The sequence below is a fragment of the Gordonia sp. 852002-50816_SCH5313054-c genome (assembly GCF_001665925.1).
Taxonomy (GTDB): domain Bacteria; phylum Actinomycetota; class Actinomycetes; order Mycobacteriales; family Mycobacteriaceae; genus Gordonia; species Gordonia jacobaea.
Genome location: NZ_LZTE01000034.1, coordinates 426,511 through 448,880, shown reverse-complemented (window position 1 = coordinate 448,880; position 22,370 = coordinate 426,511). Strand labels below are relative to the sequence as shown.

The window sequence follows — 22,370 nt, the reverse complement described above, 5'->3', positions numbered from 1 at the left end:
CGGCGTCGGAAGGACACGACGAGGCAACCATTACAGTCGTCTCGTGTCAGAAACCAGTGTCCTGCGTCGTGCTGCGACGTACCTCGGGCTGAAGTCTGCGCGAGAAGCCGACACGGATTCGGACACGACGGGCGACTACGGCCGGTCGGTGGCAACACTGCACGAGACCGAGCAGGAAGTCGGCCCACTCAACGCGGAGGAAAATCGGCGACTCTTCCGGATCAAGATCTTCGGAGCCACCGGTTCGGTGCTCCTGCTGATCGGTTCGCTGGGTACCGGTCAGATCCCCGTGCTGCAGAACCCCGTCGCGGGGATGCGCCTCCTGTCGCTGCCGTCCCGGATGTGGAGCACGGCGCTGACGATGTCGATCGGCGGAACGCTGATGCTCGTCGTCGCGTGGCTGATGATCGGACGCTTCGCGGTCGGCCGGTTCAGCGTCGAGGTGCTGGAGGGTCGAAGCCCGCAGCGGCGCATGACCCGACGCCAGGCCGACTGCACGCTGCTGCTCTGGATCGCCCCGATCCTCGTCGCTCCACCCCTGCTCAGCAAGGACATCTACTCCTATCTGGCACAGAGCGCCATCGCCGAACGCGGCATGGATCCGTACTCGGTGAGTCCTGTTCGCGGACTCGGCGTCGACGACGTCCTCACGCGATCCGTACCCAATCTCTGGCGTGACACCCCCGCGCCGTATGGTCCGTTCTTCATCTGGATCGGTGAGGGCATCACCAAGATCACCGGCGACAACATCACCGCGGCGATCTTCCTGCATCGACTCGTGGCATTGCTCGGGGTTGGCTTGATCGTCTGGGCGCTGCCCCGCCTCGCACGGCGCTGCGGGGTGTCGGGAGTTGCCGCGCTGTGGCTCGGCGCGATGAATCCGCTCGTGATCCTGCACCTCGTCGGAGGCATCCACAACGAGGCGCTCATGCTCGGCCTGATGCTCGTCGGACTGGAGCTGTGTTTCGCGGGGATCTACAGCAGCGGGAGGCTGCGAGGCTCCGGATTCTGGCCGACCCAGGCGGGTTGGTTGCTCATCGCGGGCACGGCGGTGATCGCGGCGTCGTCCATGGTGAAAGTCACATCGATGCTCGCCCTCGGATTCGTCGGCGTCGCCCTCGCGAGACGGTGGGGCGCCACGCTGCCCGCACTTCGTCATGCTCCGGTGAGTACCTGGTGGTCGCGGTCGCGGGATTCGGTGCGCGCTCTCGCGGCGTCTGCAGCCTTCCTCTTCGTGATTCTCGCCATAGTCGTCGTGGGTATCTGTGCCGGCACAGGACTCGGTTTCGGGTGGACGACGACGCTGTCGACGGGCGAGATCGTCCGATCCTGGATGTCGATGCCGACGTTGATGTCGGTGAGTACCGGCAGAGTCGGCGTGTGGCTCGGTCTCGGTGATCAGACGCAGGCCATCCTCGACGTCGCGCGCCCGATCGGGCAGCTCATCGCCGCGATTTTCGTCGTCCGCTGGATGCTGGCGACGCTCGCCGGACGACTCCACCCGCTCGGCGGGCTCGGCATCGCGATGGCCACCGTCGTCTTGTTCTTCCCGTTCGTGCAGGCCTGGTACCTGCTGTGGGCCGTCATTCCCCTCGCCGCGTGGGCGACCGGTCCATGGTTCCGCGTATTGAGCATCGCGGCGTCGGCGATCATCGCGATCGTGGTCATGCCGACAAGTTCCAACACGAGCGGCGTCGTGCTCGCGCAGGGCCTGCTCGCCTGTGTGATCATGGTCGCGATACTGACGGCGCTGTTCTTCGAGGATCTGCCGTTCACCCGGCACAGACGCAGCCGCTCGACGTCGAACACCGACGCGTGACGACGTCGGGCACGGGGGCGTCGGGAGCAGCACCGTTTTCTCTCCAGCACCCCTCACCGCATAGTCTTGGCGTGTGCGCAGCACGGCTTCACCTTCACCATCGCCGGCAGACGATCCGATGACCGATCGTCGCTCTCGCGGATCCGTCTCGACGGGCTCGACGACAAAACCCGACGCCGCGGTGCGCGTTCGCGGAATGGTGAAACGCTACGACGACCGGGCCGCCGTCGATGGGCTCGACCTCGATCTGGAGTCCGGAACCGTCCTCGCGCTCCTCGGCCCCAACGGAGCGGGCAAGACCACGACGGTGGAGATCTGTGAGGGGTTCCTGCACGCCGATGAGGGCAGCGTGTCGGTGCTCGGCCTCGACCCCTGGCGCGACAACGACAGACTCCGCACGCGGATCGGCGTCATGCTGCAGGGTGGCGGCGCCTATCCCGGTGCTCGCGCCGAGGAAATGCTGCGGCTGTGCGCCGCGTACTCAGCCGACCCCATCGATCCCGATTGGCTGCTCGACGCTCTCGGTCTCGAATCGGCCGCGCGTACCCCGTTCCGACGCCTCTCCGGTGGTCAGCAGCAGCGGCTCTCGCTCGCGTGTGCCATCGTCGGCCGACCCGAACTGGTCTTCCTCGACGAACCCACCGCAGGACTCGACGCCCAGGCACGCCTGGTGGTCTGGGAGATCATCGACCGTCTGCGCGGAGACGGCGTCTCGGTGTTGCTCACCACCCACCTCATGGACGAAGCAGAAGAACTCGCCGACCAGGTCGTGATCATCGACCACGGCAAGGTCGTGGCGAACGGCACCCCGGCGGAGCTGACGAGTCGCGGGGCCGAGAACGAACTGCGGTTCACCGCACCGCGCGGGCTCGACCTGACGATGCTCGAACTCGCGCTGCCCGAGGACTATCGCTGTACCGAACCACTGCCGGGCAATTACCTGGTCAGCGGCGACGTGACACCACAGGTGTTGGCGACGGTGACCGCGTGGTGCGCCAAGATCAACGTTCTCGCCACCGATCTGCGCGTCGAGACCCGCAGCCTCGAGGACGTCTTCCTCGACCTCACCGGACGGGAGTTACGTCGATGACCGCCGCACGCACACGGTCGACGTCGCAGTTCCCGCCGGGAACCTTCGCCCCGCACCCGCAACCCGCGTCGCTTCCCGCGATGCTCGCCGCGCAGACGCGGCTCGAGTTGACCCTGCTGCTGCGCAACGGCGAGCAGTTGCTGCTGACGATGTTCATCCCGATCACCCTGCTGATCGGATTGTGTCTGCTACCCCTCGACACCGACCTCGGCACGACCAACGCCGAACGCGCGGCGACCTTCGTGCCAGCCATCCTGACCGTCGCGGTCATGTCGACCGCATTCACCGGACAGGCCATCGCCGTCGGGTTCGACCGACGGTACGGCGCACTGAAAAGGCTTGGGGCGACGCCGATTCCGCGGTGGGGCATCATCGCGGGCAAAGCGATGGCAGTCGTCATCGTCGTCATCGCACAGGCGATCCTGCTCGGATTGATCGGCGTCGCATTCGGATGGCGTCCCGAACCCGTCGGCCTGCTGATCGGCGCGCTGATCATCGCGCTGGGCACGGCTGCGTTCTCCGCTCTCGGATTGCTGCTCGGCGGAACACTCAAGGCAGAGATCGTCCTGGCGCTGGCCAATCTTCTGTGGTTCGCGATGCTGGGCATCGGCAGCCTCGTCGTGATGTCGTCGCGTGTACCCGACTCGGTCTGGTGGGTGGCTCGCGTGGTGCCATCCGGCGCGTTGACCGAAGCGCTGCAACAAGCTGCCGATGGGCGTGTCGACGTCTTCGGCGTAGTGGTTTTGCTGGCCTGGGCCGCCATCGGCTCTGCGCTGGCGGTGAGGTGGTTCCGATTCCAATGACGACGTCAGATACGCGTACCGAGCGCTCCCCCGAATCCCCAGATGCCGCATCGCAGGACACCACGACCCGGCGTCGTGGCCTGTTCGGCCGCGTCCCCGGATTCGCAGACCCGACGGCGCGTTCGGTCTATGGCTGGGCCATCGCACAGTTGGTCGTCAATGTCGGCATCGTCGTCACCGGCGGCGCGGTACGCCTCACCGGTTCCGGTCTCGGCTGCCCGAGGTGGCCCCAGTGCACCGACGGTTCCTTCGTTCCACATCAGGCGCTGGGGATGCACGGAGCCATCGAGTTCGGCAACCGGATGCTCACCTGGGTCCTGGTCGTCGTGGCCATCGGGACGTGGCTCGCGGTGTTCCGTCGACGCGGCTCGACGCGCGGCGACCGCTGGCTGGCAACACTCATCGCGCTCGGCATCCCGTTCCAGGCAGTCATCGGCGGCATCTCGGTGCTCACCGATCTGAATCCGTGGGTCGTCTCGCTGCACTTCGTCTTGTCGATGGCGTTGGTGTCGTTGGCAACCGTTCTGGTGTTCCGGACCTCGCCGCACGAGCGTGACAAGACGACGAACATCGTGGCGGCCCGCCTCGGCAGCGCCCTGTCGTGGCTGATTTATGTCCTCACCTGGGCGACCATCTACGTAGGGACCGTCGTCACGGGATCGGGCCCTCACGCGGGTGACGCCGACGCGCCGCGCAACGGACTCGACCCGGGCGCGATGACGCAGCTGCACGCCGACTTCGTGTTCGTGCTGGTGGGTCTGGCGTTGGCGGTGGCCGTCACCGCACGGGTTCTCCAACTGCCGCAGACCCGTGCCGCGCTCATCTACGTCGGGCTGCTTGCACTGCAGGGCGTGATCGGCGGCATCCAGTACGCCACCTACCTTCCGATGGCGTTGGTCATCGCGCACATGCTCGGTAGCGCGCTGCTGATGATCGGCGCCACGTGGCTCGTGCTGTGGTTCGGCAGTGATCAGCGAGCGGACAGTGCTCAACTATCGGGCGGGGATCAAACCGACCAGGTCGGCCAGCGCGAACGCGGCGACGCACCCGTCAACTGATCGGGACCGCCCCGCCGAACCGTCAGATGATCGCGCTGTTGCGCGCCTTGGGGAAGTGCTCGGAGTGGGCAACCCAGCCGGCCATCTTGCGATAGTGCTCGGGCGACACGGTCGCCTTCGACGTCAGTTCCCGATCCCACTCCCCGATTTCAAGGCCGGGCACGGCGTCGACGACGGCATGCGCGGTCGCGACGTCGTCGACGACCCGGTCGCCGAGGTATCCGTTGGACTCCCCGACGAGCGTGATGCGCACCCCGGCGGTGCCGATGGGCTGCAGGACGGCTTTCGCGGCCCCACCTTCGGTGGCGACGAACTTCTTGATCGACGCGACGACCGCGGCAGGCGCCTTGACCGGCGCTGCCGAGCTCTCGACGCTGTCACTCTCGGCGGTTTCGGTGTTCTGCTCGTCGCTCATGGTCTGTAGAGCATACCGACCGGCGGCCGGTGGCCCATCCGAGGTGTGCGGCAGCCGCAGACTTGGCAGAGTTGTCATCTATGAACTCGCCCGCGCAGGAGCGCGAAATCCTCACCTGGGAACTCAACGGCGTCGCCTGCCGCGAGCTTGCTCAGATGGTCGCCGACGACGGCTACGTCCCCGACATCATCATCGGGATAGCCCGCGGCGGTCTCATCCCCGCCGGAGCAATGGCATATGCCCTCGACTGCAAGCTGATGCTCTCGCTCAACGTCGAGTTCTACACCGGCATCGGTGAGACGCTGTCCGAGCCCGTGATGCTCCCCTCGCTGCTCGAGAGCAGCGGCCTGCACGATCAGCGGGTGCTGGTCGTCGACGACGTCGCAGACACCGGAAAGACGCTCAAACTTGTCGACGACTTCTGCGAGCAGCAGGGTCGCGTCGCCGAGGTCCGCAATGCGGTGATCTACCAGAAGCCGCACACCATCACGACTCCCGACTATTGCTGGCGCACCACGGACAAGTGGATCAACTTCCCGTGGTCGGTCGACCCGCCGGTCGTCGGCACGCGGAACTCCAGCAGCGAATCAAACCCCTAGCGCGGCGTTCGGTACCGGCGACGGCCAGAATTCGGCGCCGTGTAGAAACGACTCATGCGCGCAATTCAGGTGACACATCATGGCGGTCCCGAGGTGCTCAACTACGGGACGGTCGACGACCCCATCCCCGCTCCCGACGAGGTGATCGCGCGGACCAGCGCGATCGGGGTCAACTTCATCGATACCTATCTACGACGCGGCATGTACCCGTCGACCCCGCCCTACGTCCCGGGCACCGAGGGTGCGGGAGAGATTATCGCGGTCGGCAGCGAGGTCACCGACCTCGAGCCGGGCCAACGAATCGCGTGGGTCGACGCGCCCGGTTCGTACGCCGAACTCGTCGCGGTGCGCGCCGCCCGCGCGATCCCGGTCCCCGACGGCGTTCCCGACGTCGTTGCAGGCTCGACGATGCTGCGCGGCCTCACCGCCCACTATCTGCTCGACGGCAGCGCACACCCGGTTTCCGGTGACACGATCCTGCTCCACGCGGGCGCCGGCGGCGTCGGCCTGATCCTGACGCAGCTCGCCAAGCGTCGCGGCATCACGGTGATCACCACGGTGTCGACAGACGAGAAGGCAGCGTTGTCGACGCAGGCAGGCGCCGACCACGTCCTGCGATACGGTGACGACCTCGTCGGACAGGTCCGTGAACTCACCGACGGCAAGGGCGTGCCGGTGGTGTACGACGGCGTCGGAGCCGACACCTTCGAACAGTCACTGGCCTCGACCGCGGTGCGCGGGATCGTCGTCGTGTTCGGGGCGGCGAGCGGACCTGTCCCGCCGTTCGATATCCAGCGGCTCAACCCGGCGGGCTCACTGTCGGTGACGCGCCCGACGCTCGGCCATTTCATCGCGAACACGGACGAATTGCGGTGGCGTTCGGGTGAATATTTCGACGCCGTTCTCGACGGCCTCGATGCCCGAGTCGGCCAGGAATATCGCCTTGCCGACGCCGCGCAGGCCCAAACCGACCTGGAGAACCGGATCACCACGGGAGCAACCGCACTCATTCCGTGAGGCGGTCACGAAACCTGCGGCCACTCGTCAGAAGTAGCTGGCGATGGTCGGCAGGTTGACGACGGCGTCGATGGCGAGTCCGCAGAACAGCGCCGCGAGGTATTCGTTCGACTGCAGGAACACCTTCAACGGTGCCACCTCGACGCCGCGTCGAGTGTCGCGGTAGAGCTTGTGCACACGGTTGAGGAACCACACGCCTGCCAACACCGCGACGCCGGCGTAGATCCAGCTCGCAGCTCCGATGAGCAGGAACGAGCAGATCACGGTGAGCCACGTGTAGATGAGGATCTGGCGGGTGACGTGCTCCTCGGTGGCGATCACCGGCAGCATCGGCACGCCTGCGGCCTTGTAATCCTCGCGGTAGCGCATCGCCAGTGCCCAGGTATGCGGCGGCGTCCAGAAGAAGATCACACCGAACAGCACGATCGGCTGCCAACTGAGCGAACCCGTGACCGCCGCCCAGCCGACCAGCGTCGGCATGCATCCGGCTGCACCGCCCCACACCACGTTCTGCCAGGTGCGGCGCTTGAGGATCAGGGTGTAGACCCCGACGTAGAAGATGATCGTGGCGGATACGAGAAGCGCACTCAGAAGGTTCGCCGACCACCACAGGACAGCGAACGACGCCACCCAGAGCAGCAATCCGAAGATCAACGCATTGGTTCTCGTCACCGCGTGACGGGCGAGCGGACGCTTGGCGGTGCGTCGCATCTTCTTGTCGATGTCGGCGTCGACGACCATGTTGAGCGTATTGGCGCTCGCCGCACCCAACCAACCACCGAGCAGCGTGAACGCGATGATTCTGAGGTCGACGTGTCCACGATCTGCCTGCAGCATGACCGGGATGGTCGCCACCAGCAGCAATTCGATGACACGAGGCTTGGTGAGCGCGATGTACGCCATCACCGTGCCGCGTACGCGAGCAACGAAACTCGTGTCGGCGGTCGTGTTCGATTCGCTGACGGGGCGGTCAGAATCCACCTCGGACGTGCCGCGAGAAGTGGCGGAACCATCTCCGCTCACACGCTCACCGATCCTCACGTCAACTCCCCTGCCCCGCCGACGATTCGGCTCGCGGGCATTTCCGACTACTACTCAGCATGGTAGACGCTGGGGTGTTCGATCAAAGAATTGAGGCTCCGCGCCGTAGCCGACCTGCGAAGACCGGCTGACATGACGATCGTTACCGGCCACCCCCCACACCGACGGCACCGGCCGATTACTCTGGTCATCGTGGGTCGAAAGGCCCTGCATCAGCACTCGGACGTAACGCCCGCGAGTTGGCGTTCGCCCGACGCACCAGCACCACACGCATCACGCAGGCACCCCAACACGTACAGGAGACGGCACACGTGGCTGATACCGACGAGATCCGCGAACGCACCGAGGCGGCCTACCCCGAGGACTGGTCCGACGTGGACACGCGCGCGGTCAACACGGCTCGCATTCTTGCTGCCGACGCCGTCCAGAAGGTCGGCAACGGACACCCCGGCACCGCGATGAGTCTCGCTCCACTGGCTTACACGCTCTACCAGCGCGTCATGCGTCACGACCCGGTCGACACCACCTGGGTCGGTCGTGACCGCTTCGTCCTGTCGTGTGGACACTCGAGCCTCACGCAGTACATCCAGCTCTACCTCGGCGGATTCGGACTCGAACTCGGCGACCTCGAAGCGCTCCGCACCTGGGATTCGCTGACGCCGGGACACCCCGAGTTCCGTCACACCAAGGGCATCGAGATCACGACGGGTCCGCTGGGTCAGGGACTCGCGTCAGCCGTGGGCATGAGCATGGCGTCGCGCTACGAGCGTGGCCTCTTCGACCCCGACGCCGCGCCAGGAGCCAGCCCCTTCGATCACTTCATCTACGTCATCGCCTCCGACGGCGACATCGAAGAGGGCGTGACGTCCGAGGCGTCGTCGCTCGCGGGCACCCAGGAGCTGGGCAACCTGATCGTGTTCTACGACCAGAACCAGATCTCGATCGAGGACGACACCACCATCGCGCTCGGCGAGAACACCGCGCTGCGCTACGAGGCATACGGCTGGCACGTGCAGACGGTCGAGAGCGGCGAGGACGTCGTCGCGATCGAGGCGGCAATCGAGGCGGCCAAGAAGGTCACCGACAAGCCGTCGCTGATCTGCGTGCGCACCATCATCGGCTACCCCGCTCCCGACAAGATGAACACGGGCGCCGTCCACGGCTCGGCTCTCGGCGCCGACGAGGTCGCCAAGACCAAGGAAGCTCTCGGATTCGATCCGGACAAGAACTTCGACGTCTCCGAAGAGGTCATCAGCCACACCCGCAAACTCGTCGAGCGCGGGATCGAGGCCAAGGAATCGTGGACCAAGGCGTTCGACGCCTGGGCAGGCGCCAACCCCGAGAACAAGAAGCTGTTCGACCGCCTGTATGCACATGAGCTGCCCGAGGGCTGGCGCGATGTGATCCCGACGTGGGCTCCCGGCGACAAAGACCTCGCGACCCGCGCGGCGTCGGGCAAGGTGCTCTCAGCACTCGGCGGCATCCTGCCCGAGCTGTGGGGCGGTTCGGCCGACCTCGCAGGCTCGAACAACACCACCATGGACGGGGCGGCGTCGTTCGGCCCGACCGCGATCTCCACGAAGAAGTGGTCGGCCAATCCGTACGGCCGCACACTGCACTTCGGCATTCGCGAGCATGCGATGGGCGCCGTGCTCTCCGGGATCGTGCTCCACGGACCGACACGGGCATACGGCGGTACGTTCCTCCAGTTCGCCGACTACATGCGTCCGTCGGTCCGGCTGGCGTCACTCATGGAGATCGATCCGATTTACGTGTGGACGCACGATTCGATCGGACTCGGCGAAGACGGCCCGACCCATCAGCCCGTCGAACATCTCGCCGCGCTGCGTGCCATCCCCCACCTCGACGTCGTACGTCCCGCTGATGCCAACGAGACCGCAGCGGCATGGGCGCATCTCCTGACGCGTCGAAACCATCCCGTCGGCCTGGTGCTCACCCGACAGAACGTCCCGGTCCTCGAGGGAACGTCGGTCGAGGGAGTCGCCGCGGGCGCCTACGTGCTCAGCGACTCCGACGACGACCCGCAGGTCGTCATCATCGGCACCGGCTCCGAGGTGCAGTTGGCACTCGAGGCACAGAAGACTTTGGCCGAGAAGGGAATCGCGGCCCGCGTGGTGTCCATGCCGAGCATGGAGTGGTTCGACGAACAGCCACAGGGTTACCGCGACTCGGTGCTGCCTCCCGCAGTGCCACGGGTATCGGTCGAGGCTGGTATCGCGATGCCGTGGTACCGCTGGGTGGGCAACGGCGATCAGATCGTGTCGCTCGAGCACTACGGCGCATCGGCCGACTACAAGGTCCTCTTCGAGAAGTTCGGCATCACCGCCGAAGCCGTCGTCGCGGCGTCGCTACGCGCAGTGGCGGGCTGATCACCGGACGAGATCCACAACTGAACATCGAAATCCCAACCGAGGCACACCCACTAGAGGCGCTCCCACAAGGAACGCACTGCCGGAGGAGAGAACCGTGACACAGAACGAGAAGCTCGCAGAATTGTCCGCAGCCGGGGTTTCGGTGTGGCTGGACGACCTGTCCCGAGATCTGATCAGCTCGGGACAGCTCCAGGAACTGATCGACACCAAGTCGGTGGTCGGTGTGACGACCAACCCGTCGATCTTCCAGGCCGCATTGTCGAAGGGCACCGCGTACGACGACCAGATCAACGAACTGGCCGCGCGCGACACCGACGTCGACAGTGCGGTCCGGACGCTGACCACCGACGACGTCCGTAACGCCTGCGACGTCCTCAAGCCCGTCTTCGACAGCACGAACGGACTCGACGGTCGGGTGTCGATCGAGGTCGATCCGCGTCTTGCACACGACACCGACAACACCGCCGCGCAGGCCGTGGAGTTGTGGAAGATCGTCGACCGTCCCAACGCGCTGATCAAGATCCCGGCGACCAAGGAGGGCCTGCCCGCGATCTCCCGCACCCTCGCGGAGGGCATCAGCGTGAACGTCACCCTGATCTTCTCGGTCGAGCGCTACCAGGAGGTCATCGACGCTTACCTGAACGGACTCGACGCCGCACTCGCTGCGGGACACGACATCTCGAAGATCCACTCGGTTGCGTCGTTCTTCGTCTCCCGCGTCGACACCGAGGTCGACAAGCGCCTCGACGCGATCGGCACGCCACAGGCCGTGCAGCTCAAGGGCTCTGCCGCACTCGCGAACGCTCGCCTGGCCTACCACGCCTACCAGCAGGCGTTCGAGATCGACTCCCGATTCGCCGCACTCCGCGAACAGGGAGCGCTGCCGCAGCGGGCGCTGTGGGCATCGACGGGAACCAAGAATCCCGACTACGCCGACACGCTCTACGTCAGCGAACTCGTCGCACCGAACACCGTCAACACCATGCCGCGCAAGACCATGGACGCGTTCGCCGACCACGGTTGGGTCGACACGTTGTCGATCGTGGGCCGCGCGCAGGAATCGCGTGAGGTCTTCGACGCGATCGCCGCTGTCGGCGTCGACTTCTCGGACGTGTTCAAGGTCCTCGAGGACGAGGGCGTGTCGAAGTTCGTCGACGCCTGGACCGATCTCCTCGGTGCCACCGAGGAGCAGCTCTCCGCCGCGAAGAAGAGCTGACGTAGGTGGCAGGCACCGAGGGATGGAAGAACCCGCTCCGCGACCCGCGTGACAAGCGCCTCCCCCGCATCGCAGGCCCGTGCAGTCTCGTGATCTTCGGTGTCACCGGAGATCTCGCACGCAAGAAGCTGATGCCCGCGGTGTACGACCTCGCCAATCGCGGCCTCCTGCCGCCCTCGTTCGCGCTGGTCGGGTTCGCCCGACGCGACTGGGACGACGAGGATTTCGCGAAGGTCGTGCACGACGCCGTACGCGAGCATGCCCGCACCGGGTTCCGGGAGGAGGTGTGGGAGCGGCTGTCGGAGGGGTTCCGCTTCGTTCAGGGCTCCTTCGACGACGACGCCGCGTTCGATCGTCTGCAGCAAACGCTGTTGCGCCTCGACAAGGAGCGCGGCACCGACGGCAATCACGCGTTCTACCTGTCGATTCCACCCAACGCCTTCCCGACGGTCTGCGAGCAACTCGAGCGCAGTGGGTTGGCGTCCGAGGAGGGCGACAACTGGCGCCGCGTGGTGATCGAGAAGCCGTTCGGCCACGATCTGCAGTCGGCGAAGGAACTCAACGCCATCGTCAATGCCGTGTTCCCGGAGTCGTCGGTGTTCCGCATCGACCACTACCTCGGCAAGGAGACGGTGCAGAACATTCTCGCGCTGCGCTTCGCGAACCAACTGTTCGATCCGCTGTGGAGTTCGCACTACGTCGACCACGTCCAGATCACCATGGCCGAGGACATCGGCCTCGGCGGACGTGCCGGCTATTACGACGGCATCGGTGCCGCGCGCGATGTGATCCAGAACCATTTGCTCCAACTCATGGCACTGGTCGCGATGGAGGAGCCGATCTCGTTCGAGCCCAAGCAATTACAGGCCGAGAAGATCAAGGTGCTCTCGGCGACGAGCAACATCCTGCCTCTCGACGAGAACACTGCGCGCGGCCAGTACGGGCCGGGCTGGCAGGGCAGCCAGAAGGTCCCGGGACTCCTGGAGGAGGAAGGGTTCAGCGCCGACTCCATCACCGAGACCTACGCGGCGATCGCGCTCGAGGTGGATTCACGACGCTGGGCGGGCGTGCCCTTCTACCTGCGCACGGGAAAACGCTTGGGCCGCAGGGTGACCGAGATTGCACTGGTCTTCAAGCGTGCACCGCACCTTCCGTTCGACAAGACGATGACCGAGGAGCTGTCGCAGAACGCACTCGTGATCAGAGTGCAGCCGGACGAGGGCATCAGACTGCGGTTCGGGTCGAAGGTGCCCGCGTCGAGCATGGAGGTCCGCGACGTCAACATGGACTTCAGTTACCGCACGGCGTTCACCGAAGCATCTCCCGAGGCCTACGAGCGGCTGATCCTCGACGTGCTGCTCGGTGAGCCGTCGCTGTTCCCGGTCAACGACGAGGTCGAATTGTCGTGGAAGATCCTCGATCCCGTCCTCGACCACTGGGCGCAGTCCGGGCGTCCCGACACCTACGAGTCGGGCACCTGGGGACCCGACTCCGCCGACGAAATGATGGCCCGCACCGGACGAACGTGGCGTCGACCCTGACCCGGCCGAGCCCGATCGTCCGGTTTTTGCCGCATCCCCCGCCCGCGCCGAGGAGGCACTGATGATCGTCACCCTGCCCGACACGACGACCAACGAGGTCGCCAAGAAGATCGTCATGGTCCGCGAGTCCGGAGGCGCCATCAGCCTCGGACGCGTGCTGACCCTGGTGGTCGTCGCCGAACACGGCGAACCGACCGAGGCGGCCATTGAAGCGGCCATCGGTGCCAGTAGCGAACACCCGAGCCGGGTGATCGTGATCTCGTGCGATCCGCGCGGCGAACAGTCACGACTCGACGCGGAGATCCGTGTCGGTGGTGATGCGGGTGCGTCGGAGGTCGTGCTCCTGACGCTTCACGGTGAGCTGGCGAATCATCCACGCAGCGTCGTGACGCCGTTCCTGCTGCCCGATACCCCCATCGTGACGTGGTGGCCCGGTGCCGCGCCCGAGGATCCCGCCAAGGACACGATGGGCAAGATCGGGCGTCGGCGGATTCTCGACGCGACGAAGTCGGCGAACCCGGAGACGGTCCTCGAACGCAGGTTGGCCACGTACGCTCCCGGCGACACCGACCTCGCGTGGACGCAGATCACCGGGTGGCGAGCCCTGCTCGCGTCGGCTGTCGAGCGGCCTCCGCACACCCCCATCACTGCTGCGGAGGTGACCGGACCCGCGACCTCCCCGAGCGTCGATCTGCTTGCGGGATGGCTTCTTTCGACGCTCGGCGTTCCGACACGGCGGTACATCGGCAGCTTCGAGGTACGTCTTCACCGTGACGAGGGCACCACGGTCATGTCGATCGACCAGAACGGCAACGCCGTACTGAGTGCCCCGGGCAAACCCGACGGCCGTGTGGCGATGATGCACCGCGACCTGCCGATCTGCCTGGCAGAGGAATTACGCCGACTCGACACCGATGACATGTACGAACTCGCCCTGCGCGGCGCGGTGGAGCTACAGGCACAGGGAGCGCCGGTATGACGACGGAAACCCTCGTGTTCGACGACCGCGACATGCTGACCACCACGGCGGCAGCACGATTCGTCGACATAGTGTCACGTGCGCAGAAGGAGCGTGGCGTCGCGTCGGTGGTGCTGACCGGAGGAAGCAACGGGATCGGCATTCTGCGCGCTCTGGCACCGGGAGGCGAGGTCGACACGAGCCCGCTGGACTGGTCGCGGATCGACTTCTACTGGGGTGACGAACGTTTCGTTCCGAACGACGACCCCGAACGCAACGTCGGACAGGCCACCGAGGCCCTTCTCGCGCATGTGCCGGTCGACCCGGCCCGAGTGCATCCGGTGGCGGCGTCGGACGGACCGTTCGGCGACGACATCGAGGCTGCCGCACAGGATTACGCGGCCGTCCTCGCGGCCAACGCGGATAACGGCATCTCCCCAGCGTTCGATCTGCACCTACTCGGGATGGGCGGCGAAGGTCACATCAACTCGCTCTTCCCCCACACCGACGCGACCGCAGAGAACGTGCGGACAGTTGTTCCGGTCGAGAACTCGCCGAAGCCACCGCCGCGTCGGATCACGTTGACCTTCCCCGCGCTGAATCGGTCGTCGGCGGTGTGGTTCCTGGTGTCCGGCGCCGACAAGGCCGACGCTGTGGCCGCCGCACATTCGGGGGCGTCGCGCGACGACTGGCCGTGTGCGGGTGCGCACGGAACGTCGGAGACCGTGTGGTTCCTCGACGACGCCGCCGCCGGAAAACTCTCGGTATAGTTCCCCGGTCGGCGGCGGCTGCCGTCGGCCGCGCTAGCCGCTGTTACGCAGCGCCGTCGCCAGACCGTTCATCGTGAGCTGGATGCCACGTCGGACCCGCGGGCTGTCGTCGCCTGCACGGAACCGCCGCAGCAGTTCCACCTGCAGCAGATTCAACGGCTCGAGATACGGGAATCGGTTGTACACCGAACGCTTCAGTGCGGCGTTGTCGGCGAGAAGATCATCGGTGCCGGTGATCTTCGCGTACATCGCGAGGGTGCGCTCGTGCTCGTCGACGATCATCCCGAATACCTTGTCGCGCAACGCTTCATCCGGAACGAGCTGGGCGTACCGGTGCGCGAGACCCATGTCCGACTTGGCGAGCACCTGCGCCATGTTCGACATCACCGTGCGGAAGAACGGCCACTTCTCGTAGTACCGATGGAGGGTCTCGAGTCGCTGCGGGTCGTCGCCGACCCACTGCTCGAAGGCCGTGCCGGTGCCGTACCACCCCGGCAGCATCACACGGGACTGCGTCCACGACAGCACCCACGGAATGGCGCGCAGGTCCGAGATCTTCTCGGTCTGCTTGCGCGACGCGGGCCTGCTGCCGATGTTGAGTGCGCCGATTTCCGACAGCGGTGTCGACGTGGTGAAGTACTCGACGAACCCGGACGTCTCGTGCACGAGCTTCGAGTACGCGGCACGGGCAAGGGCCGCTACCTCGTCCATATTCTGGTACGCCTGTTCCGATTCATCACCGAGACCCTCGACGTCGAGCAACGACGACTCGATGGTTGCCGCGAGTAGCGTTTCCAGATTGCGTTCGGCGACAACGGGTTCCGCGTACTTGGCCGCGATGATCTCGCCCTGCTCGGTGATACGCAGCGAACCCTGCACCGCCCCCGGCGGTTGGGCCAGGATCGCGTCGTAGCTCGGGCCGCCACCGCGACCGACCGTGCCACCGCGACCGTGGAACAGACGCAGGCGGATACCCGCCTTCTTGGCCGCCTCGACGAGGTCGAGCTCACCGCGATAGAGCGCCCAGTTGGCGGCCATGTACCCGCCGTCCTTGTTCGAATCCGAGTATCCGAGCATGACCTCCTGCATCCCGGCCTGCGAATCGACGAGATCGCGGTAGAACGGCAAATCGAGCGCAGCGAGCAGCGTTTCGGCGCCCTGCTGGAGATCTTCGATCGTCTCGAACAGCGGGACGATCCGCACCGTCGAGACCAGCTTGCCGTCGTCGTCGATGTCGATGAGGCCTGCTTCTTTGAGGAGGATCATCGGCTCCAACATGTCGCTGACCGACGTACACATGGAGATGACGTAGTTCGGTACGGACTGCGGGCCGAATGCCGCGACGGCGGCGGCAGCAGCGCGAACGATGTCGAGTTCCTTGCGTGCGAGCTCCGAGAGGTCCGAATCGGGCCTGGTGAGCGGACGGCGGGCCTGCAGCTCCGCCGACAGCACCGCAACGCGATCCTCCTCGGACAACGACAAGTAGTCGGGTGTGGCGCCCGCCCACGCCAGCAGCTCGGCGATGACCTCTTCGTGCATGTCGGAGTTCTGCCGCATGTCCAGACCCGACAGATTGAATCCGAACGTCCGGACGCCCTCACGCAGGCGCAGCAGCCGATCGTCGGCGATGGCCTCATCACGATTCTCGCGGAGCGCTTCGTCGACGACGTCGAGATCGGCGAGGAGTTCGGCCGAATCGGCATACGGCGGCTTGCCGTCGATGAGGTCGAGATCCTCCTTCTGCAGCACGTCCGGGCCGAACAACGCTTCAGCCGTCGCGACGAGTCGCGCACGAATGTGCTTGAGTGCCAACCGGAATGGCTCGTCGGTCGCCGGGTCGTCTGCGTCGACACCCGCGAGTTGGACGAGCCGCCCGCTGGTTTCGATCAACCGCGCCGACATGCTCAGCTCCTGACGGAGCAGCCGAAGTTCGGACAGGTGGTGTCCGATCGCGGTGCGCGCCGCGAGGGACGTCGCCAACGCGACCACATCGCCGGTCACATACGGGTTGCCGTCACGGTCGCCGCCGATCCACGAACCCATCCGCAGGATCGGCTCGTCGGACAGGCCGGCGTCGGGGTACGCCGCCTGCAGTGTCGACCGCACCGACGTGTTGATCTTCGGTACGACGTCGAAGAACGAGGCGTCGTAGTAGCGGAGGCCGGACCGGATCTCGTCCTGGATGGTGAGACGTTCGAGACGGATGAGTGCCGTCTGCCACAGTGTCAGGATCTGGCGCTCGATCGCCTCGATGACCTCGGCGTCCTCGTCGGAGGTGAGGTTGGTGCGTCCGCGAAAGCGCATGAGCTCGGTGATGCGGTTCTGCGCGTCGAAGACCGTGCGGCGTCGGGTCTCGGTCGGATGGGCGGTGATCACCGGGACGACCGTCGCGTCGGCGAGCGCCGCTCCCACCTGGGCGTCGGACAGGTCGGCGGCCGCGAGCTTCGCGTAGGTGGCGGCGAGGCTGCTGTCCTGCGGAGGATCGCCCGCGCGCACGTGAATGGCACGACGACGCTCGCGGTGGATGTCCTCGGCGAGATTCGCCAACAGCGCGAAGTTGCCGAATGCACGGATGACCGGCATCGCGGTGTCGATGTCGAGATCGGTGAACATGTCGGCGAGCTCGTCGCGGTCGATCTCCGCACGTCGGATTCGGAAAGCAGCGACGCGCGCAGCTTCGACCAGATCGAAGACCTCGTCACCCGCGTGCTCTCTGATCGCATCGCCGAGTAGGCCGCCGAGCAACCGGATGTCCTCACGCAACGGTTCGGTGAGGGCTCGCCCCTCGTCGTCAACGGAGATCAGATCATCGATGGACGTCGATGGACGCCAGGCCGGGGCACCGTGGGACGGATCGGTTGAGGTCATGTCCTCAAGTATTCAGGTATTCAGCGAACGGGGCATCTCGACGCGAACCGAACACGACAGACCAGACACAGCACAAGAAGGGGCCGACAGCACAACTTGGGCAGACACAGCACGGGGGCCGCGCACTGTGCGCGGCCCCCGTGCTGAAAGTGTCAGAAGTACGTGATCTTGGTCAGGAGTACTTGATGTCGAGTTCGACGCCGATGATGAGGATGAACCACACCAGGCCGACGAAGACCGTCAACCGGTCGAGATTGCGCTCGACAACGCTCGAACCCGACAGACTCGACTGCACGCCGCCGCCGAACAGCGAGGACAGGCCACCGCCCTTGCCGCGATGCAGCAGCACGAGGACGACCAGCAGAACACTGGTCACGATCAGACCGATTTCGAGCGCGAGCTTCATCCGGTGAGCATTCCTGTTTCGTCGTGTACGGCAGAGGGCAGGTTGGCCTCGTTGCACACATGAGCGCGCATGACGAAACCAACCTGCCACAGTCTACGCGTCGGGAGCTATGACCCCGCGAGCGACCCACGGCGTGTGGGCACCACCCCTCAGGGCAGTGGACCACCTGCCGCGATGGCCGAGAGCGTTGCGAAATCGTCGGCCTTCAGCGATGCACCGCCGACAAGTGCGCCGTCGACGTCGGGCTGTGCCCCGAGGTCGCCGACATTCTTGGCGTTGACGGAGCCGCCGTAGAGCACACGGACCGTCGCCGCGGTGGCCTCGTCGGCCAGTTCCGCAAGCGCACCGCGAACCGCGCCACACACCTCTTGGGCGTCCTGCGCACTGGCAACACGGCCGGTGCCGATCGCCCAGACCGGTTCGTAGGCGACGACGACCTTGCCGATCTCCTCGGCCGAGAGACCTGCCAACGACGCCTTGAGCTGTTCGACGTTGTGCGAGACCTGGTTTCCGGCCTCACGGACGTCGAGGTGCTCGCCGATGCACACGATGGGGGTCAGCCCGTGACGCAGCGCCGCCTTGGTCTTGGCCAACACCACCTCGTCGGTCTCACCGTGCAGGGTCCGACGCTCGGAGTGCCCGACGATGACGAAGGTGCAGCCGAGCTTCGCGAGGAACGCTCCGCTGATCTCGCCGGTGTAGGCACCCGAATCGTGCTCAGACAGATCCTGCGCACCGTAGGTGAGCAGCAACTTGTCGCCGTCGACGACGGTCTGCACGCTGCGGATGTCGGTGAACGGTGGGATCACCGTCACGTCGACCTTCTCGAAGTACTTCGCCGGCAGCGCGAACGCGATCTTCTGCACCAGGGCGATCGCCTCGAGATGGTTGAGATTCATCTTCCAGTTGCCCGCGATGAGCGGTTTACGAGCAGCCATCAGTCCTCCAGCACCTTCAGACCCGGAAGCTCCTTGCCTTCGAGGAACTCCAACGACGCGCCGCCACCCGTCGAGATGTGCGAGAAGCCCTCTTCCGGCAGCCCGAGCGTGCGCACGGCAGCAGCCGAGTCGCCACCGCCGACGACGCTGAACGCGCCGTTGTTGGTCGCGGTGATGATCGCCTCGGCCACACCCTTGGTGCCCGCGGCGAACTTCGGGAACTCGAACACGCCCATCGGGCCGTTCCAGAAGATGGTCTTGGCCCCGGTCAGCACCGCGGCGAAGCGGTTGACCGACTCAGGCCCGATGTCGAGGCCCATCCACTCGTCGGGGATGTCCTCGACCGAGACGGTGTCGGACTCGGCATCGGCGGCGAACTTGTCGCCGACGACGACGTCGACCGGAAGGTGGATGACGTCGGCGAACCGGTCGAGCAGGTCTTTGCAGACGTCGATCTGATCTTCCTGCAGCAGCGACTTACCGACCGAATGTCCTTGCGCGGCAAGGAAAGTGAACGCCATACCGCCGCCGATGACCAGGGTGTCGACCTTGGGGGCCAGCGATTCGATCACGCCGAGCTTGTCCGACACCTTCGAGCCACCGAGCACGACGGCATAGGGCCGCGCCGGATCGGTCGTCAGCGTCGTCAACACGTCGACCTCACGCTCGACGAGCTGACCCGCGTAGTGCGGCAGCAGCTTGGCGACGTCGTACACCGACGCCTGCTTGCGGTGGACCACACCGAAACCATCGGAGACGAACGCGCCGTCGTCGCCCACGAGCTCGGCGAGCTGGGCGGCCATCGACTCGCGCTCGGCATTGACCTTCGACGTCTCGCGGGCATCGAATCGAACATTCTCGAGCAGCAGCACGTCGCCGTCGGTCAATCCCTCGGCGCGCGCGAGCGCATCGGGTCCGACGACGTCGGCGGCGAGCTGGACGTTGCGTCCGAGTTCTTCACCGAGGCGCTCTGCGACCGGCGCCAACGAGTACTTCGGGTCCGGTTCGCCCTTGGGACGACCGAGGTGGGCGGCGATGACAACCTTGGCGCCCGCGTCGATCAGTGCGTTGAGCGTCGGCAGCGACGCGATGATGCGGCCCGGATCGGTGATCTTCGTTCCGTCGAGCGGAACGTTGAAATCCGACCGGACCAGCACCGCGCGCCCTGAAACGCCTTCGGCCAGAAGGTCTTTCAGAGTCTTCACACTCATTACAGCGACTTACCCACCAGATCGGAGAGGTCGACGAGACGGTTGGAGTAGCCCCACTCGTTGTCGTACCAGGAGCTGACCTTGGCGAGGTTGCCCTCGATGACCTTGGTCAGGCCCGCGTCGAAGATCGACGAGTGCGGGTCGCCCACGATGTCCGAGGAGACGATCGGTGCGTCGTAGTAACGCAGGATGCCCTTGAGCGGTCCGTCGGCGGCAGCCTTCATCGCGGCGTTGATCTCGTCGACCGACACGCCCTTCTCGAGTTCGACGGTGAGGTCGGTGATCGAGCCGGTCGGGATCGGCACACGCAGCGCGAAGCCGTCGAGCTTGCCCTTCAACTCGGGGAGCACGAGTCCGATGGCCTTGGCGGCACCGGTCGAGGTCGGCACGATGTTGATCGCCGCCGCGCGTGCGCGACGCAGGTCCTTGTGCGGACCGTCCTGCAGGTTCTGGTCTGCGGTGTAGGCGTGGACCGTGGTCATCAGGCCCTTGATGATGCCGAACTCGTCGTTGATCACCTTCGCGAACGGGCCGAGGCAGTTGGTGGTGCACGACGCGTTGGAGATGATGTTCTGGCTGCCGTCGTACTTGTCGTCGTTGACGCCCATGACGATGGTGATGTCCTCACCGGTCGCGGGTGCCGAGATGACGACCTTCTTCGCGCCGGCTTCGAGGTGTCCCTTCGCCTTCTCCGCGTTGGTGAAGATGCCCGTCGATTCGACGACGACGTCGACGCCGAGATCGCCCCACGGAAGCGCTGCCGGACCCTCGCGGACCTCGAGCGCCTTGATCTTCTGGTTGCCGACGACGATGGTGTCCTCACCCTCGAGCGACACGTCCTCGTCGAGGATGCCGCCGACGGAGTCGAACTTCAGCAGGTGTGCGAGGGACTTGTTGTCGGCCAGGTCGTTGACCGCGACGATCTCGATGTCGGTCTGGCCCAGCTTCTTTTGTGCCTCAACGGCACGGAAGAAATTGCGGCCGATTCGGCCGAATCCGTTGACGCCTACCCGAACAGTCACTGTGTGCTCCTTAAGCGGTTTCATCGGTCTCGGGCCTCACGGCCCGGGTCATGGGGCGGAGCCAAAGCGCCTCCGCGAACCCAGTCACCGTCCAGCCTAGTGGTCTCGAACACCTCCGGCACCCATTAGGGTCGCTAGCGTCAGGCGTCGTCGAGAAGATCCGACGTGACCGCCGACTCGGTATCGGGAATCCCCTCGGTGCGAGCCTTCTTGTCGGCCATCGACAACAGGCGTCGGATCCGTCCCGCAACGGCGTCCTTGGTCATCGGCGGATCGGCGAGTTGACCGAGCTCCTCCAGCGACGCCTGCCTGTGCGTGACACGCAGTTGCCCTGCCGCGATGAGGTGATCGGGGACTTCGTCGCCGAGGATCTCCAATGCCCGTTCGACACGAGCGGCCGCGGCGACGGCGGCACGCGCGGACCGTCGCAGGTTGGCGTCGTCGAAGTTCGCGAGGCGGTTCGCGGTCGCGCGCACCTCGCGTCGCATCCGTCGTTCCTCCCACACCAATCGCGTGTCATGTGCGCCCATGCGGGTGAGCAGCGCACCGATGGCCTCGCCGTCGCGGATCACCACGCGGTCGGCACCGCGCACCTCGCGAGCCTTGGCCGACACACCGAGCCGACGCGCGGCGCCGACGAGCGCGAGGGCCGCTTCCGGCCCGGGACAACTGACCTCGAGGGCCGACGAACGACCGGGTTCGGTGAGTGATCCGTGCGCGAGAAATGCTCCGCGCCAAGCGGCTTCGGCGTCGGCGACGCTGCCACCGACCACCTGCGCGGGCAGTCCGCGGACCGGGCGGCCACGCAGGTCGAGAAGGCCGGTCTGACGCGCGAGTCCCTCGCCGTCCTTGGTGACCCGCACGATGTAGCGAGCGCTCTTGCGGATGCCCCCGCTACGGAGCACGTGGACTTCTGAGGCATAGCCGTAGAGGTCGTGGATGTCGCGCCTAAGGCGGCGCGCAACATTGCCCATGTCGACTTCGGCCTCGACCACCACGCGACCCGCGACGATGTGCAGGCCCCCTGCGAACCTCAACAGCGCAGACACCTCGGCCTTGCGGCAACTCACCTGTGTCACCGTGAGCCGGCTCAACTCGTCCTTCACGGCCGCGGTCATTGCCACCGGTCCCTTGCCTCCTGTCACCTGGTTCCCACACCCCTCGCTCGGGCGATACTTCAGACACCCGAGTCTCGCAACGTCCGC

The 22,370-nt window shown here is 65.8% G+C and carries 19 protein-coding genes; 11 read left to right on the top strand and 8 right to left on the bottom strand.

From position 1 onward, the window contains the following. Positions 1-43: 43 nt before the first annotated feature. The 4 genes from mptB (at position 44) to A5788_RS08100 (ending at position 4,770) form a co-directional block, all read left to right on the top strand. Positions 44-1,819 carry a polyprenol phosphomannose-dependent alpha 1,6 mannosyltransferase MptB gene (gene mptB / locus A5788_RS08115; RefSeq protein ID WP_064870774.1) on the top strand — a complete coding sequence of 592 codons (1,776 nt, stop codon included), beginning with the start codon at positions 44-46 and terminating at the stop codon, positions 1,817-1,819. 118 nt (positions 1,820-1,937) lie between these two features. Next, positions 1,938-2,909: an ABC transporter ATP-binding protein gene (locus tag A5788_RS08110; RefSeq protein ID WP_064870775.1), complete on the top strand. Its 972-nt coding sequence runs from the start codon at positions 1,938-1,940 to the stop codon at positions 2,907-2,909. Next, positions 2,906-3,712, top strand: coding sequence for an ABC transporter permease (locus tag A5788_RS08105; RefSeq protein WP_064864415.1), 807 nt, complete (start codon positions 2,906-2,908; stop codon positions 3,710-3,712). The genes A5788_RS08110 and A5788_RS08105 overlap by 4 nt, the downstream gene beginning before the upstream one ends. Further along, positions 3,709-4,770, top strand: a complete 1,062-nt coding sequence (locus A5788_RS08100; protein WP_064870776.1) for a COX15/CtaA family protein — start codon at positions 3,709-3,711, stop codon at positions 4,768-4,770. Before A5788_RS08105 ends, A5788_RS08100 begins: the two co-directional genes overlap by 4 nt. Positions 4,771-4,792: 22 nt before the next feature. Here A5788_RS08100 and A5788_RS08095 read toward each other — a convergent pair whose 3' ends face one another. Then, entirely contained in the window at positions 4,793-5,185 is a 393-nt protein-coding gene (locus tag A5788_RS08095; protein ID WP_005202760.1) for a hypothetical protein, read from the bottom strand. Between the two features lie 80 nt (positions 5,186-5,265). On the opposite strand from A5788_RS08095, the gene A5788_RS08090 reads away from it, so the two are divergent. Together A5788_RS08090 and A5788_RS08085 are read left to right on the top strand one after the other, a co-directional pair. Next, positions 5,266-5,784 (top strand): phosphoribosyltransferase, encoded by a 519-nt coding sequence (locus A5788_RS08090; RefSeq protein WP_005202757.1) that lies wholly within the window; start codon positions 5,266-5,268, stop codon positions 5,782-5,784. A 54-nt stretch (positions 5,785-5,838) separates the two neighbouring features. Beyond that, positions 5,839-6,801, top strand: coding sequence for a quinone oxidoreductase family protein (locus A5788_RS08085; RefSeq protein ID WP_005202755.1), 963 nt, complete (start codon positions 5,839-5,841; stop codon positions 6,799-6,801). Between the two features lie 27 nt (positions 6,802-6,828). On the opposite strand, the gene A5788_RS08080 is transcribed toward A5788_RS08085, so the two are convergent. Continuing rightward, positions 6,829-7,824, bottom strand: coding sequence for a heme o synthase (locus A5788_RS08080; RefSeq protein WP_064863169.1), 996 nt, complete (start codon positions 7,822-7,824; stop codon positions 6,829-6,831). Positions 7,825-8,153: 329 nt separating this feature from the next. Here A5788_RS08080 and tkt point away from each other — a divergent pair, with 329 nt between their 5' ends. From tkt to pgl, 5 genes are all read left to right on the top strand, one after another. Beyond that, positions 8,154-10,232 carry a transketolase gene (gene tkt / locus A5788_RS08075; protein WP_064870857.1) on the top strand — a complete coding sequence of 693 codons (2,079 nt, stop codon included), beginning with the start codon at positions 8,154-8,156 and terminating at the stop codon, positions 10,230-10,232. Between the two features lie 97 nt (positions 10,233-10,329). Continuing rightward, positions 10,330-11,451: a transaldolase gene (gene tal / locus A5788_RS08070; RefSeq protein ID WP_064870777.1), complete on the top strand. Its 1,122-nt coding sequence runs from the start codon at positions 10,330-10,332 to the stop codon at positions 11,449-11,451. Positions 11,452-11,456: 5 nt separating this feature from the next. After that, complete coding sequence (gene zwf / locus A5788_RS08065; RefSeq protein ID WP_064870778.1) at positions 11,457-12,992, top strand: glucose-6-phosphate dehydrogenase; 1,536 nt, start codon at positions 11,457-11,459, stop codon at positions 12,990-12,992. Between the two features lie 61 nt (positions 12,993-13,053). Next, a complete protein-coding gene (locus A5788_RS08060; RefSeq protein WP_005202747.1) occupies positions 13,054-13,971 on the top strand; it encodes a glucose-6-phosphate dehydrogenase assembly protein OpcA in 918 nt (305 codons plus the stop codon). Next, positions 13,968-14,720: a 6-phosphogluconolactonase gene (gene pgl / locus A5788_RS08055; RefSeq protein WP_005202746.1), complete on the top strand. Its 753-nt coding sequence runs from the start codon at positions 13,968-13,970 to the stop codon at positions 14,718-14,720. Before A5788_RS08060 ends, pgl begins: the two co-directional genes overlap by 4 nt. 33 nt (positions 14,721-14,753) lie before the next feature. On the opposite strand, the gene ppc is transcribed toward pgl, so the two are convergent. The 6 genes from ppc to whiA form a co-directional block, all read right to left on the bottom strand. After that, positions 14,754-17,588: a phosphoenolpyruvate carboxylase gene (ppc, locus tag A5788_RS08050; RefSeq protein WP_005202743.1), complete on the bottom strand. Its 2,835-nt coding sequence runs from the start codon at positions 17,586-17,588 to the stop codon at positions 14,754-14,756. Positions 17,589-17,760: 172 nt separating this feature from the next. After that, a complete protein-coding gene (gene secG, locus A5788_RS08045; protein ID WP_005202741.1) occupies positions 17,761-17,994 on the bottom strand; it encodes a preprotein translocase subunit SecG in 234 nt (77 codons plus the stop codon). Positions 17,995-18,143: 149 nt separating this feature from the next. After that, on the bottom strand, positions 18,144-18,932 hold the full coding sequence (tpiA, locus tag A5788_RS08040; RefSeq protein ID WP_005202739.1) for a triose-phosphate isomerase: 789 nt from the start codon (positions 18,930-18,932) through the stop codon (positions 18,144-18,146). Beyond that, positions 18,932-20,143, bottom strand: coding sequence for a phosphoglycerate kinase (locus A5788_RS08035; RefSeq protein ID WP_005202736.1), 1,212 nt, complete (start codon positions 20,141-20,143; stop codon positions 18,932-18,934). The genes tpiA and A5788_RS08035 overlap by 1 nt, the downstream gene beginning before the upstream one ends. Continuing rightward, positions 20,143-21,165, bottom strand: coding sequence for a type I glyceraldehyde-3-phosphate dehydrogenase (gene gap / locus A5788_RS08030; RefSeq protein ID WP_005202735.1), 1,023 nt, complete (start codon positions 21,163-21,165; stop codon positions 20,143-20,145). Before gap ends, A5788_RS08035 begins: the two co-directional genes overlap by 1 nt. A gap of 140 nt (positions 21,166-21,305) precedes the next feature. Then, a complete protein-coding gene (gene whiA, locus A5788_RS08025; protein ID WP_039854557.1) occupies positions 21,306-22,283 on the bottom strand; it encodes a DNA-binding protein WhiA in 978 nt (325 codons plus the stop codon). Positions 22,284-22,370: the final 87 nt, after the last annotated feature.

Bases quoted from the DNA above. Each gene is read 5' to 3' on its own strand.
- A5788_RS08100 (WP_064870776.1), top strand. From the start codon at position 3,709: ATGACGACGTCAGATACGCGTACCGAGCGCTCCCCCGAATCCCCAGAT.
- A5788_RS08085 (WP_005202755.1), top strand. From the start codon at position 5,839: ATGCGCGCAATTCAGGTGACACATCATGGCGGTCCCGAGGTGCTCAAC.
- A5788_RS08105 (WP_064864415.1), top strand. From the start codon at position 2,906: ATGACCGCCGCACGCACACGGTCGACGTCGCAGTTCCCGCCGGGAACC.
- ppc (WP_005202743.1), bottom strand. From the start codon at position 17,588: ATGACCTCAACCGATCCGTCCCACGGTGCCCCGGCCTGGCGTCCATCG.
- A5788_RS08035 (WP_005202736.1), bottom strand. From the start codon at position 20,143: ATGAGTGTGAAGACTCTGAAAGACCTTCTGGCCGAAGGCGTTTCAGGG.
- A5788_RS08095 (WP_005202760.1), bottom strand. From the start codon at position 5,185: ATGAGCGACGAGCAGAACACCGAAACCGCCGAGAGTGACAGCGTCGAG.
- whiA (WP_039854557.1), bottom strand. From the start codon at position 22,283: ATGACCGCGGCCGTGAAGGACGAGTTGAGCCGGCTCACGGTGACACAG.
- pgl (WP_005202746.1), top strand. From the start codon at position 13,968: ATGACGACGGAAACCCTCGTGTTCGACGACCGCGACATGCTGACCACC.
- A5788_RS08090 (WP_005202757.1), top strand. From the start codon at position 5,266: ATGAACTCGCCCGCGCAGGAGCGCGAAATCCTCACCTGGGAACTCAAC.
- tpiA (WP_005202739.1), bottom strand. From the start codon at position 18,932: ATGGCTGCTCGTAAACCGCTCATCGCGGGCAACTGGAAGATGAATCTC.
- A5788_RS08060 (WP_005202747.1), top strand. From the start codon at position 13,054: ATGATCGTCACCCTGCCCGACACGACGACCAACGAGGTCGCCAAGAAG.
- A5788_RS08110 (WP_064870775.1), top strand. From the start codon at position 1,938: ATGACCGATCGTCGCTCTCGCGGATCCGTCTCGACGGGCTCGACGACA.
- secG (WP_005202741.1), bottom strand. From the start codon at position 17,994: ATGAAGCTCGCGCTCGAAATCGGTCTGATCGTGACCAGTGTTCTGCTG.